Genomic DNA, 15,083 nt, shown 5'->3' with positions numbered 1-15,083 from the left:
TAATCAAAAGCCCCGTGCATTGCACGGGGCTTTTTCTATTACTGAGCTTTTAGTTAAGCTTTAATCTTCTTAATCAAACTCTGATGTAAACATTAGTTTTACGCTTGGAAATTTTTGGGCAGCCATTTGTATTGAAAACTCAGAGTCGGCAAGAAATACAAGTTGTCCGTATTTATCTTTTGCCATAAATTTTTGTTTTATTCTTTTAAACTCGGCAAACTCTTCATTTTTAGGGTCATCAGGTTTTACCCAACAAGCCTTGTATGCAGGGAAGTTTTCGTAAGAACATTTAGCACCATATTCATGTTCCAATCTATATTGTATAACTTCATATTGTAGTGCACCCACTGTACCTATTACTTTACGGTTGTTCATTTCAAGGGTAAAGAGCTGTGCAACACCTTCGTCCATAAGCTGGTCGATACCTTTTTCAAGCTGTTTAGCCTTTAGTGGATCTGCATTATTGATATATCGGAAATGCTCAGGAGAGAAACTAGGAATGCCTTTAAAGCTCATTTGTTCTCCTTCGGTTAGTGTATCACCTATTTTAAAGTTTCCTGTATCATGTAGCCCTACAATATCGCCAGGATAGGAGATGTCTACAATCTCTTTTTTCTCAGCAAAAAATGCATTAGGACTAGAGAATTTTAGGTTCTTTTTCAGTCGTACGTGTAAATACGGTTTATTTCTTTCAAATGTACCCGATACAATTTTTACAAACGCGATTCTATCACGGTGCTTAGGGTCCATATTGGCATGTATTTTAAATACAAACCCCGAAAATTTTTCTTCTACAGGAGATACTGTTCTAGTATCAGAATCTTTAGGTCGTGGAGTAGGAGCTATTTCTACAAAGCAGTCTAGTAATTCACGTACCCCAAAGTTATTTAATGCCGAACCAAAAAACACGGGCTGTAAATTTCCTTCAAGATAAGCTTCTCTATCAAACTCAGGGTAAACTTCATTAATTAGCTCTAGTTCTTCTCGTAATGTTTCGGCAGGTTTAGCACCTATCAGTTTTTCTAGTTCAGGGTTGTCAATATCATCAAAGGCAATAGTCTCCTCAATATTCTTACGGCTGTCGCCACTAAACAAGTTGATATTCTTTTCCCAGATGTTATAAATACCCTGAAAATCGTAGCCCATACCTATAGGGAAACTAAGCGGAGTAACGGTAAGCCCTAGTTTTTGTTCTACCTCATCCATAAGGTCGAAGGCATCTTTACCCTCACGGTCAAGTTTATTGATAAAAACTAGCATAGGTATCTTTCGCATGCGGCATACCTTTACCAGTTTTTCAGTTTGTTCCTCAACACCTTTTGCTACGTCAATAACTACAATAACGCTATCTACTGCCGTTAGGGTACGAAAAGTATCCTCAGCAAAATCCTTGTGACCAGGTGTGTCGAGTATGTTTATTTTTTTATTTTGGTAATTAAAAGCCAGTACCGATGTAGCTACCGATATACCTCTTTGGCGTTCTATTTCCATAAAGTCACTCGTAGCACCTTTTTTTATCTTGTTGCTTTTTACAGCACCTGCCTCTTGTATAGCACCACCAAAAAGAAGTAATTTCTCAGTAAGTGTTGTTTTACCCGCATCGGGGTGCGATATGATTCCGAAGGTGCGCCTTCTTTCAATTTCTTCCGTAAAACCCATTATATAATTATCCTTTTACATTTAAAAATCGTGCAAAAATAGCTTTTAAATTCATTATATTGGTAAAAAATTGGCAGTAACTCTGTAAAAACTCTTAGATGTAATGCTTTGGATATAGCTGAAAATGTTACTTTTACAAAAGCTGTTTACAGTCGCTATATAAAAGAAAAATAATATGAAAAGAAAATGAAGTTCTTTTTTGTCACTTTAAAAATAGGTTTATCACTATTGTTTGTTCTTGCAGTACAGGGCGTTACAGCACAGCAAGACCCACAGTATACCCAATATATGTATAATACCCTTACAGTTAATCCGGGCTATACAGGATCTACAGAGGGTATAGATGCGATATTACTACATCGTTCACAATGGATAGGTATAGATGGAGCACCTCGCACACAAGCGTTTAGTGTACACTCGCCTATATGGAATGATAAAGTGGGGCTGGGGCTTAGTGCTATTAACGAGAGAATAGGTCCTGTAGATGAATTTTATATAGATGGTAATTTTTCATATACATTATATTTAGGAGAGCAAGGTAGGTTAGCTTTCGGATTGAAAGCAGGTGCAAGAGTACTAAATATTGACTGGTCACGAGGGCGATATTATCAGGCAGGAGATCCTTTACTTAATACAAATATTAATAATAGTATAGCGGCAACCATTGGTTCGGGTGTGTATTATTATACCGATAAATGGTATGCGGGTGTCTCGATACCTAATTTTATAAAGGACAATTATTATGATGATATACAAGAAACGGTAGTTTCGGGCAGGTTACATTATTATGTAATGGGGGGGTATGTATTTGATGTTTCTGATAGCGTAAAGTTTAAACCTGCTATTTTGAGTAAAATAGTAACAGGTTCACCTATTACTATTGATGGTTCTGCTAATTTTTTGTTACAGGAAAAATATACATTAGGTGTAGCTTACCGATGGGATGACGCTGTGAGTGCTTTAGCAGGTTTCCAACTTACTAAACAATTATTTATTGGTTACTCCTACGATTATTCAACAACCGAGTTGAGTAAGTATAATGATGGTTCGCATGAAATATTATTACGTTTTCAGTTGCAGCCAAAAACTACCCGTATTAAATCGCCAAGATTTTTCTAAATGAAATAATCATGAAAAGAATACTACTTATAACCTTTTTGTTTTTCAGCATAACAGTTTGTTTTGGTCAGTATAAACTAAAGAAAGCTGATAAGTTGTTTAATGAAATGGCATATATAGATGCTGCCAAAGCCTATGAGGCTTATATAGCAGCAAAATATAAACCAGCAAAACATACAAAACTGAATATTGCTGATACCTATTATTATATCGGTAAATATAAAAATGCCCAAAGTTGGTATGAAAAGTATGGGGATGATGCTCTTGATGAAGTTCATTTTAACCGCTACATACAAACGCTGAGAATTACTGAGCTTTATGAAAAAGCAGATGATTTGATGCGAAAACATCTAGCAGGTAATATTGAAAAGTTAAAACAATTTGAAGCTCAAAAAGCACACCTTAATAGTATTAATAATATAGAATCGTTATATATCATAACTAATCTTGAGAGTAATACCAATAAAGCTGATTTTGGTACTGCTTTTTATGGAAATAAAATAGTGTATGCATCAGGTAAAGACATGAGCCATTTGGGTGGTAAAATATACCAATGGAACGAACAGCCTTTTTTAGATTTATATGTAGCAGAACGCAATACAGATGATGGCTCATTTATGACAGAAACAAAGTTTATGCCCAAAGCCCAAACACGATATCATAATGCATCTTTGGTTTTTACACCCGATTTGCAAACGGTATATTATAGTACAAATACTGTAAAAAAACATGGTAAGCTGGACAGCGCAGAAGATGGTACTAATAATATACGCATTGTAAAGGGGACAATAGCTGATAGCACTATAGTAAAAACAAAAGCACTGCCTTTTAGTAAAATCAATTATTCGGTAGCGCATCCTGCACTTAGTACCGATGGTAAATGGATGTTTTTTACGAGCGATATGCCGGGTGGTTATGGCGAAACAGATATTTATGCAGTAGCAATAAAAACTAATGGTACTTTTGGTAAGCCTATAAATTTAGGCGATAAAATTAATACATCGGGAAAAGAGATGTTTCCGTTTGTGAATGGCGATAAACTTTATTTTGCATCAAATGGTCATTATGGGTTAGGCGGGCTTGATATATTTGAAAGTGATATAAAAGACGAAATTAATTTTAGCGAACCTAAAAACTTAGGCAAACCTATAAATAGTAACCTTGATGATTTTGCTTATATAATTGATTCAGATAATAATTATGGCTACTTTTCTTCTAACCGCACAGGAGGTAAAGGAGATGATGATATCTATTATTTTACAAAAAGAGAACCTGTTTGCATACATATTCTTACTGGTGTTGTAACCGATGCTACAAGTGGGGCGCCTATTGAGGGGGTTACAATAAAAGCAAGCGATGTTTATGGAGAAGTAGTTGGAACAGGCGATGTAATTACTGATGCAAGAGGAAAATATACACTAGAACAAGTGCCGTGTAACTATTATATTATGGTAGGTGCTTTTAAAAAAGGGTATAGTACCGACACTGATGATGTTACTACACCTGATGCACCATCTGGCGAAGTAAGGATGGATTTTGAATTGATTAGATATGATAATCTCATAACTAAAGAGGACAGTATAGAAAAAATTAAAATAGAACCTATTTATTTTGATTTTGATAAATACGACATCACACCGCAGGCAGCTACTGAGTTGGATAAAGTGGTATTTGTATTAGAAAAATTCACTGATATTATTATAAAAATAGAATCGCATACCGATTCTAGAGGAGAAGATGATTATAACATATTACTTTCTAATAATAGAGCTAAGGCTACTTATGCCTATATTTTATCGAAAGGTATAGCTCCTGAGCGTATAGAAAGTGTGAAAGGTTATGGTGAGCTACAATTGAGGAATAAATGTAGTAATGGTGTAAAGTGTACTGAAGAAGAACACTTGTATAACAGGCGATCTGATTTTATAATTGTAAAGAAATAAAATACATTATCATTATCATACTTTTTTATTTTAATGTTTTAGGGCTTAAATTGTTGTATAATCTTTGTGAATTATTACTTTTGTTGGTCGCAAAAAAGCGGCTAATAATTTATACTAACATATAGTTATATACGTTTACTAACCGAGTTTAAGTGTTATAAATTTTAACGACAATGAAATTAAAAAAGGTTCTTTTAGGTTTATTCTTATTTATTGCAGCAACTTCGTTTGCTCAACAGGAAAAAAAAGAGGTTTTATTTACCATAGACGGTAACCCTTATTATACTGAAGAATTTGTAAGAGTGTATAATAAAAACCTCGATTTGGTAAAAGATGACTCTCAAAAAGATTTAGATAATTACCTCGACCTTTTTATAGGTTATAAATTGAAAGTGAATAAAGCAAACAAACTTGGTTTGCAAGATGGTAAAAAATACCAAAGCGAGCTAAAATCATATCGTACTCAGCTTGCTAAAAACTACCTTACCGATACAGAGGTAACCGATGAACTTCTTGAAGAAGCCTATGAACGTTCTAAAAAAGAAATAAACGGTTCACATATACTGTTTATGGTAAGTGAAAATGCAACGCCTGCCGATACACTAAAAGCATACAATAAGGCTATAGATGTGCGTAAAAAAGCATTAGCAGGTCAAGATTTTGGTCAACTTGCTGTGCAATATTCCGAAGATCCTTCTGCTAAAGATAATAAAGGAGAGTTAGGATATTTCTCTGTTTTTAGAATGGTATATCAGTTTGAGAGTGGAGCATATAACACACCTAAAGGAGAGGTTTCTATGCCTGTGCGCACTCGTTATGGATATCATTTAATAAAAGTAAATGATGTAAGAGATAATAGAGGTGAAATTAGCGTTGCACACATAATGATATTAAAGCCAAGGAAAGAAGATGCTGCCGAAGAAGCTAAAGCAAAGCAAACTATAGAAGAGATATACCAAAAATTAAAGCAAGGAGAAGACTTTGAAAGCTTAGCTAAGCAGTTTTCTCAAGATAAATCTACTGCACCAGCAGGAGGTAAGCTAAATAAGTTTAATTCAGGAGAACTAAGCTCTGTTACATTCGAAGATCATGCATTTGCATTAAATACACCAGGAGAATATTCTGAACCATTTCAGTCAGAATACGGTTGGCATATTGTTAAACTTATAGAAAAACACGCTGCTAAACCTTTCGAAGATGTAAAAGATGAATTTGAAAACAGAATAAAGAGAGATGACCGCTCTAAGCTTATAGCTGCTTCTATGAATGAGAAACTTAGAGTTAAATATAAGGTAGATAGAGATGCTAAGGTGTATGCTAAAATGCTAAAGATGCTTAACGAAAAAGTATATGAAAAATCTTGGGCTGTACCAGCAGAGAGCGATATTTATGACAAAACCTTACTTACTATTAACGGAGAAAAGGAACTTAAAGTAAAACCGTTTTTAGATTACCTTGCTTCACACCAAACAAGTGTTGCACCACTAAAACCACTATCTAAATATGCAGATGCTGTTATAGATAAATATTTAGATGAGCAAATTGCTATTTACTATAATGATAACCTTGAAAGAGAATATCCTGAGTTTGGTATTGTAATGGAGGAGTATCGAGATGGTTTATTGCTTTTTGATCTTATGGAAAAAGAAATTTGGGAAAAAGCAAAAATTGATACTACTGGGCTTGAGCAATTTTATAAAAATAATATAGCTCACTACCAGTGGAAAGAGAGAGTAGATGTAGATATATATTCTTCTACTGACGAAAGTGTTATAAAGAAAACAAGAAAATACCTTAAAAAAGGTAAAGACGCTACATATATTAAAGAAAAACTAAACACAGCAGATAAAGTTGCTGTTATAGAAAAAGTAGGTGTTTTTGAAACGGATAACGAAGTATTACCAAAACAAGATAAGTATAAAGAAGGTGTTTCTGGCATTATAGAAAAAGGTGATTATTATTATGTAGTAAAAACTAATAAAATATTGCCTGCTGGTTCAAAAACTCTAGAGGAGTGTAAAGGACGTGTAATAAACGATTATCAGCAGTACCTTGAAAGTACTTGGGTAGATAGTCTTAAGTCTGAATTTACTGTAAAAGTAAACAAAGATGTATTTGGAAAAGTAAAAAAACAGCTTCATCAATAATATGATAAAAAAGGCTATTCTGTTTCTTGCAGTACTCACCCTTTGGTCTTGCGATTTTTTCAAAAAAGAAGAGCAAAAACCAGAAGCAGTAGCTAGGGTTAATAATTCGTACCTTTACCCCAATGATATTAAAGGTATAGTTCCTATAGGTACTTCAAAAGAAGATAGTATTGCAATAATAAAAAGTTTTATAGATCGTTGGGCTTCGCAAAAACTAATGTATAATGCCGCAGAGGTAAACCTTAGTCAAGATAAGCAAAAGGAGTTCGATAATTTAATAAAACAATATAAGACAGATTTATATACCAAAGCTTATATAGAAGAGCTTGTAAAGCGAAGTGTAGATACTTTAGTAACAGATGAAGATATTAAAGCCTATTATAACTCATATAAAGATAATTTTAGGACTGCCGAAACACTTGTAAGGTTAAAATACATAAAGCTAGATAAAGATCATCCTAAATTTTCGGTTGTTAAATCGAAGTTTTTAAGTAATAATAAAAAAGACTTTAAAGCACTTAATGATATATCTATACAGTTTAAAAGTTTTGCATTCAATGATAGTACATGGGTAAATATGAATCAAGTATACACCAAGTTACCATTTATTACTCCTGACAATCGTGATACATATATTGCTGATGGGATGTCATACCAATATCCCGACTCGACTGATGTATATATGGTAAAGGTGGCAAAAGTGCTTAGCAAAAATAGTATATCTCCTTATGAGTATATTAGACCTACACTACAGCAGCTTATAATAAATAGCAGGAAACTGGAGTTAATAAAGAAGTTAGAAAAAGAAATAACAGACGATGCGATTAAAAACAACAAATATGAAATTTATAAATAGCAAGATATACCTTGTACTTGCTTTTACATTCCTTGCTTTTGCACCTATAAAAGCTCAGGAAATTATTAAAGAAACAGAAACAGATACTGTAAAGCCAGTTACTGTAAAACCAACTGGTAGAATAAAAGTAGATGGCATTGTAGCAGTAGTAGGAGATTATGTAGTACTAGATTCTGATATTGATTTAATGTATAGAGAGCTGCAAGCTCAAAATGTGCCGGTAAAAGACGTTAAACGTTGTGAGCTTTTAGGTAAGCTGATGGAAGATAAACTATATGCCCACCAAGCAATACAAGATAGTATTATTGTTACTGATGCTGAGGTAAACGAGACTATGAGTAAGCAAATAGATTATTTTGTAGAGCAAATAGGATCTGAAGAGAAAATGGTATCTTATTTTAAAAAGAGAGATATGGAATCTTTTAAGACCGAACTTTTCGAAATGATAAAAACGCAAAAGCTTACTGAGCAAATGCAAAAGAAAATAATTGATGAGGTTACCATTACTCCAGAGGAGGTAAGGATATTTTTTGCTAAATTTAAAGGCGAAGAAATACCCGTATTTGGTGCCGAAATGGAGGTAGCACAAATTGTAATAAAACCCGAAATTTCTCAAGAAGCAAAGCAAAGAGTAATAGATAGACTCAACGAAATAAAAAATGATGTACAGCAAAATGGTGCTAGTTTTTATAGTAAAGCAGTATTGTACTCTGAAGATCCAGGTTCGAGGTCTAATGGCGGATATTATAAAATGACTAGAAAAACACCTTTTGTAAAAGAGTTTAAAGATGTTGCTTTTAGTCTTGACGAAGGAGAGATTTCTGAGCCAGTAGAAACAGAGTTTGGTTACCACCTTATATATGTAGAGAAAATTAGGGGGCAAGAATTAGATGTAAGGCATATACTAATGAAACCAAAAGTTAGTAATGAAGCATTAAACAAAGCTAAAGAAAGAATAATACAGATAAGACAACGCATACAAAACGGTGAAATATCATTTGCCGAAGCAGCAAGGTCAGAATCTGATGAAAAAGAAACAAGAAATAGTGGAGGGTTATTGTTGAACCCAAGAACATTAGAAACTCGTTTTGAATTAACCAAGCTTCCGCCAGAAATATATAGCGATGTAGTCGATCTTAAAGAGGACGAGATATCGCCAGCTTTACTAAATGATGATGAAAGAACAGGAAAAAGTTGGAAAATAATGACTGTTATTAATCGTTATGACGAGCACACAGCAGATTATGCCTTAGATTATACTAAGATAAAAGACCTTGCTCTTAAAGAAAAACAAATACAAGCAATAGCCAAGTGGAGCAACGAAAAAATTGAGGAAACCTACGTAAAAGTAAGTCCTGAATATCGTGAGTGTAACTTTGCTAATAACTGGGTTAAATAATTTTCTTATGCCATACAAATAAATGTTAGGTAAAGAGTAAAAATATTTTTAAGTTTGAAGCTAAGGAATTTTCCTTAGCTTTATTTATATAAACAAGAGTACATCAATGTCAGACGTAGCAGCTATTCAGCATTTAGTGCAAAAACAAAAAGACCTTAAGAAAGAAATTGCAAAAATAATTGTAGGTCAGGATGATGTGATAAACCAAATAGTGATAAGTATCTTCTCTGGAGGGCATGCACTGCTTGTAGGTGTGCCAGGTTTGGCAAAGACACTTATGGTAAACACCATATCGCAGGCTCTTGGTCTTGACTTTAAACGTATACAGTTTACCCCAGATCTTATGCCTTCGGATATATTAGGGAGTGAAATACTAGATGAGAACAGGCAATTTAAATTCATAAAAGGACCTATATTTTCTAATATAATATTAGCAGATGAAATAAACCGTACACCACCAAAAACCCAAGCAGCCTTACTTGAGGCTATGCAGGAAAAAGCGGTAACTATTGCGGGACACCACCATAAGCTTTCTTTACCTTATTTTGTTTTAGCAACACAAAACCCAATAGAGCAAGAGGGTACATATCCGTTACCAGAGGCACAGTTAGATAGATTTATGTTTGCTATTAAGCTAGAGTATCCTTCTTTTGAAGAAGAAGTGCAAGTAGTAAAAAGCACTACGGCAGATGTAAAGCAAATAGTATCGCCACTATTTACAGCACAAGAAATTCTTGATTTTCAAAATCTGATACGTAGAATACCTGTTGCTGATAACGTTATTGAATATGCTGTAAAGCTTGTGAGTAAAACAAGACCAGGTAACCCTCTAACAGATGATTTTGTAAATACCTACCTCGATTGGGGTGCAGGGCCACGTGCATCACAAAACTTAATTTTGGCAGCAAAAACTAATGCCGCACTTAATGGTAAGTACTCTCCCGATATAGAGGATGTGCAGGCTGTTGCTACGGGGATATTACGACATAGAATCATTAAGAATTACAAAGCTGATGCAGAGGGTATTACTGAAGAAATGATAATAACAAAACTTTTTTAACAGCTCTTATAATCATAAAAGTAATTTTAGTTAAATATTAAATTAGATGTAATAATAATTTAAATTTATTCTCTTTTTATTGACATTTTGTTAATAATATCTTCATAAAATTTTCATAAACAGAATAAATCAGTAATTTCTACGTTATATATTTGTTATATAATCTAAAAAAGAAATGAAATCACTCCTAACTAATCTACCCGAAATCTTTTTTATAGGTTTAGGCGGGTTTTGGCTACTTGAAAATTTATATTCTAGTAGCAATATCAATTACGTTGCGCTTTTAATCGTTTGGTTATTATTTTTGCAGCTTGTTTATAAAAACAGACTTACAGGAATTATATATGGCAATATATTAGGCTTATTTTCTCTATTTATGCTAGGTGCTGTATATTCAGAGTTTCTAGAGTTTGAAACAATTACTACCAATGCTATAATGCTACTTGTTATTGGAGGTCTAATATTTGGTACTGGTGTTTTTATGTCAGGAAGAATGTTATACAACTATCTTACTACAGATAAAAGTTGTGCTGATAACGAGTTTACTATATCATTCAAGTTATAGCGGTATAAATAAGATATAACTATATCGTTTTAGATGTTTTTACAAAATAGCACAGCCATTTACATAGTGTTGTAAATGGCTGTGCTATTTTGTAAAACATAATATGTTTTCAAATTCTCAAAATATCAATTGTATTTTGAGAATTCACAAAAAAAAGGTTGGCTTATGTGAGTTTATTGCATTATTTGTATCAAAATAGAATGTTTATAAATAATAATTCCAGTAAATTAAAGAAACGCTAAAAATTTTTTAATTGATTTAAGAATTAGTAATTTTACGCCACATTTATACAAACGAACATTAATACAATTTACTATGGCTTTTGATATTGATATGATCAAAAAGGTGTATGCTAATATGGCTGAACGTGTTGATAAGGCACGCGAACTTGTTGGTCGTCCGCTTACACTTTCGGAAAAGATTTTATACTCACACCTTTGGGACGGAACACCCTCTCAAGCTTTTACCCGCGGTAAAGACTATGTAGATTTTGCTCCAGATAGAGTAGCTTGTCAAGATGCTACTGCACAAATGGCACTACTACAGTTTATGCATGCAGGTAAACCACAAGTAGCTGTACCAACAACAGTGCATTGTGATCACCTTATACAAGCAAAAGTAGGCGCTAATGCCGATTTAAAAAGAGCTAAAGAACAGAGTAATGAAGTATTTGACTTCCTTTCTTCTGTATCTAATAAATATGGTATTGGTTTCTGGAAACCAGGAGCAGGTATTATACACCAAGTAGTTTTAGAAAACTATGCTTTCCCTGGCGGAATGATGATTGGTACTGACTCTCATACTGTAAATGCAGGAGGTCTTGGTATGCTTGCTATTGGAGTAGGTGGTGCCGATGCTGTAGATGTAATGAGTGGTATGGCTTGGGAACTTAAATTCCCGAAACTTATAGGTGTAAAACTAACAGGTAAACTATCTGGCTGGACAGCTCCTAAAGACGTTATTCTTAAAGTAGCTGGTATCCTTACTGTAAAAGGTGGTACAGGTGCGGTTGTAGAATATTTTGGAGAAGGTGCTAAGGCAATGTCTTGTACTGGTAAAGGTACTATTTGTAACATGGGTGCAGAAGTTGGAGCAACTACCTCTACTTTTGGATATGACGAGTCTATGGATCGTTACCTACGTGCTACAAACAGAGCTGATGTAGCCGATGCAGCTAACGAAGTAGCATCTTACCTTACTGCAGATGATGAAGTATATGCTAATCCTGAGCAATATTTTGATCAAGTTATCGAAATAAACCTTAGCGAACTAGAACCATACCTTAATGGTCCTTTCACTCCAGATTTAGCTACACCTATCTCTAAAATGAGAGAAACAGCTATTAAGAACGATTGGCCATTAAACATTCAAGTAGGTTTGATAGGTTCTTGTACAAACTCTTCTTACGAAGATATTTCACGTTCGGCTTCACTAGCTAAGCAAGTTGCAGATAAAAATCTAAAAACAAAATCTAAATTTACGATTACTCCAGGATCTGAAGTAGTACGTTATACTATAGAGCGCGATGGTTTTATTGATACTTTCGATAAAATTGGAGCTACGGTATTTGCTAATGCCTGCGGACCGTGTATTGGTATGTGGGATAGAGAAGGTTCTGAAAAAGAAGAGCGCAACACAATTGTTCACTCATTTAACCGTAACTTCTCTAAGCGTGCCGATGGTAACCCTAACACACTTGCATTTGTAGGCTCTCCTGAGCTTGTAACAGCACTGGCTATTGCAGGAGACTTAGGATTTAACCCATTGACAGATAAATTAATAAACGAAGATGGTGAAGAGGTAATGCTTGATGAGCCAACAGGTAACGAACTACCACCTAAAGGATTTGATGCTGAAGACCCAGGTTTTCAAGCTCCTGCAGTCGATGGATCTGGAGTGAAAATTGTTGTAAGCGATAGTTCAGAGCGTTTACAATTACTAGCTCCGTTTACACCATGGGATGGCGAAAATATTATAGGTGCTAAATTGCTTATAAAAGCTTTTGGTAAATGTACTACCGACCATATTTCTATGGCAGGACCTTGGTTACGTTTTCGTGGTCACCTAGACAATATATCAAACAATATGCTTATAGGTGCTATTAATGCATTTAACCAAAAAACAAACAACGTTAAGAATCAGCTTACAGGCGAGTATGATGCTGTACCTGCTACAGCGCGTGCTTATAAAGCTGCGGGTGTACCTACAGTAGTAGTGGGAGACCACAACTATGGCGAAGGTTCTAGCCGTGAGCATGCTGCTATGGAGCCAAGACACCTTGGTGTAAGAGTAGTACTTGTAAAATCGTTTGCACGTATACACGAAACTAACCTTAAAAAACAAGGAATGTTAGGGTTAACGTTTGCTAACGAAGCTGATTATGACAAGATACAAGAAGATGATACCTTTAACTTTATAGATCTTAAGGAGTTTGCACCAGGTAAACAACTTACTATTGAGGTAGTACATGCAGATGGTACTAAAGAGGTTATTATGGCTAACCATTCGTATAACGAAGGACAAATAGGCTGGTTTGTTGCAGGTAGTGCACTAAACCTTATTGCTGCTGCAAGCAATGCTTAATTAGCACTAAACGCTTATAGTTTATATAGTAAAACTCCCTAGTGAAAGCTGGGGAGTTTTTTTATTTATTGGTTTCGCAAGTTTAGTATATTAATTAGTTTTATAATTAAATTGTTTGCTGTGTTAATGATTATACAAACAAAAAATCCGACTCAATTGAGCCGGATCTTGTACAGAAAATAGGTTAAGTTTTCTGTCCGCATCTATTACTGTCTACTAGTAGTAAGTATATCTTCTTACTTGCGCTATATATTTTGCAAGACGTATTACTTGATGGCTATAACCATACTCGTTATCATACCATATATATAGTACTATGTTTTTACCATCGGCACTCACTATAGTGGCATGGCTATCAAAAATAGCAGGCTGAGCAGTCCCTACAATATCAGATGATACTAGTTCGTTACTAAGCGAATATTTTATCTGCTCTACCAGTTGCCCCTCTAAGGCGTAGTGCTTCATAATATCATTTACCTCAGCTACAGTAGTGTTTTTTTCTATTTCTAGGTTTAGTACTACTAATGATCCGTTAGGTACAGGTACACGAATAGCGTTAGAGGTTAACTTACCTGCTAATGATGGTAATGCTTTAGCAACAGCGCTACCAGCACCAGTTTCGGTAATAACCATATTAAGCCCTGCAGCTCTACCACGGCGGTATTTTTTGTGCATATTATCAACCAAGTTCTGGTCGTTAGTATATGCATGTATTGTTTCTAGGTGTCCTTTTACTACCCCTAGTGTATCTTCTACAGCTTTAAGTACTGGAGTTATCGCATTAGTAGTACATGATGCTGCCGAGAAAATATCAACTTCATCAGGGTTATACTCATTTTGGTTTACACCATATACTATATTAGGTACACCTTTACCTGGTGCAGTAAGTAATACTTTTTCTGCTCCGTTAGAAGTAAGGTGACGTTTTAAAGCTTCTTCGGTAGTAAATGCCCCTGTGTTATCAATAATAAGCGCATTGTTAATACCATATTTAGTATAATCTATCTCCTCTGGGCTTCCTGCACTAATCATGTGTACAGTAGTACCATTTATGATAAGCGCATTATTTTCAGGATCGGCAGATACCGAGCCTTCAAAATCACCATGTATAGAGTCATAACGCAATAATGAAGCTCTTTTTTCAAGTAAGTCAGTATTGTTTTTATCACGAGTAACAATGGCTCTAAGGCGTAGCTGGTTGCCTTTACCTATTTTCGACATCATTTCTCTTGCTAATAACCTTCCTATTCGTCCAAAACCATATAGTACTACATCTTTAGGTTCAATATTTCGGCTTGCTTTGGCATCTTTAAGTTTATCTAGTACAAAAGCTGTAGCATCGTTATATTTATCATCTTCAAGATGGTACTCATAAGTAAGCTTACCTATATCTACACGAGAAGGTGGAAGATCTAACGACTGTATGGCTCTTGCGATTTCTACAGAGTCGAATATATTTATGGGTTTGTTTACAAACTCAACAGCATATTCATGCAAGTTAATAATGTCGCTTACGTTTCTGTCTATAAGCTGATTTCTAAATAGTACAAGCTCTATAGATTTATCATACCATAGATCGCTTACAATTTTAATGAATTCTACCCCTGCTCTCCTTCGGTCAGCTTGGAAAGACAGTTCCTTTTCGTATAAAACATTATTGTTCATGAATGTAAAAGATTAATTAGTGTTGTTATTACGGTGCAAAAGTATATATTTCAAACGTTTTCGTAAAATAAATTTCACTTTTTTTAC

General features: G+C 34.5%; 10 protein-coding genes. 8 read left to right on the top strand and 2 right to left on the bottom strand.

The annotated features are described in order from the left end of the window. Positions 1-69: 69 nt before the first annotated feature. Complete coding sequence (locus DVK85_RS00570; protein ID WP_114676567.1) at positions 70-1,659, bottom strand: peptide chain release factor 3; 1,590 nt, start codon at positions 1,657-1,659, stop codon at positions 70-72. A gap of 186 nt (positions 1,660-1,845) precedes the next feature. Between DVK85_RS00570 and DVK85_RS00565 the strand changes: the two genes are divergently transcribed. The 8 genes from DVK85_RS00565 (at position 1,846) to DVK85_RS00530 (ending at position 13,331) form a co-directional block, all read left to right on the top strand. Further along, positions 1,846-2,778, top strand: coding sequence for a PorP/SprF family type IX secretion system membrane protein (locus DVK85_RS00565; protein WP_114676566.1), 933 nt, complete (start codon positions 1,846-1,848; stop codon positions 2,776-2,778). A gap of 11 nt (positions 2,779-2,789) precedes the next feature. Then, a complete protein-coding gene (locus DVK85_RS00560; protein ID WP_114676565.1) occupies positions 2,790-4,721 on the top strand; it encodes an OmpA family protein in 1,932 nt (643 codons plus the stop codon). Positions 4,722-4,894: 173 nt separating this feature from the next. Then, on the top strand, positions 4,895-6,868 hold the full coding sequence (locus DVK85_RS00555) for a peptidylprolyl isomerase (RefSeq protein WP_114676564.1): 1,974 nt from the start codon (positions 4,895-4,897) through the stop codon (positions 6,866-6,868). A 1-nt stretch (position 6,869) separates the two neighbouring features. Beyond that, a complete protein-coding gene (locus DVK85_RS00550) occupies positions 6,870-7,724 on the top strand; it encodes a hypothetical protein (protein ID WP_114676563.1) in 855 nt (284 codons plus the stop codon). Beyond that, entirely contained in the window at positions 7,708-9,123 is a 1,416-nt protein-coding gene (locus DVK85_RS00545; protein WP_114678947.1) for a peptidylprolyl isomerase, read from the top strand. Before DVK85_RS00550 ends, DVK85_RS00545 begins: the two co-directional genes overlap by 17 nt. Before the next feature lie 106 nt (positions 9,124-9,229). Then, on the top strand, positions 9,230-10,183 hold the full coding sequence (locus DVK85_RS00540) for an AAA family ATPase (protein WP_114676562.1): 954 nt from the start codon (positions 9,230-9,232) through the stop codon (positions 10,181-10,183). A 175-nt stretch (positions 10,184-10,358) separates the two neighbouring features. Continuing rightward, positions 10,359-10,748, top strand: a complete 390-nt coding sequence (locus tag DVK85_RS00535; protein WP_114676561.1) for a hypothetical protein — start codon at positions 10,359-10,361, stop codon at positions 10,746-10,748. A gap of 315 nt (positions 10,749-11,063) precedes the next feature. Beyond that, complete coding sequence (locus DVK85_RS00530) at positions 11,064-13,331, top strand: aconitate hydratase (protein WP_114676560.1); 2,268 nt, start codon at positions 11,064-11,066, stop codon at positions 13,329-13,331. A gap of 216 nt (positions 13,332-13,547) precedes the next feature. Here the strand turns inward: DVK85_RS00530 and DVK85_RS00525 are convergent, their stop codons facing one another. After that, positions 13,548-14,996 carry a glyceraldehyde-3-phosphate dehydrogenase gene (locus DVK85_RS00525; RefSeq protein WP_114676559.1) on the bottom strand — a complete coding sequence of 483 codons (1,449 nt, stop codon included), beginning with the start codon at positions 14,994-14,996 and terminating at the stop codon, positions 13,548-13,550. Positions 14,997-15,083: the final 87 nt, after the last annotated feature.

It is taken from the genome of Flavobacterium arcticum (genome assembly GCF_003344925.1).
Taxonomy (GTDB): Bacteria; Bacteroidota; Bacteroidia; order Flavobacteriales; family Flavobacteriaceae; genus Flavobacterium; species Flavobacterium arcticum.
This window is presented reverse-complemented; position numbering and strand designations above follow the sequence as displayed.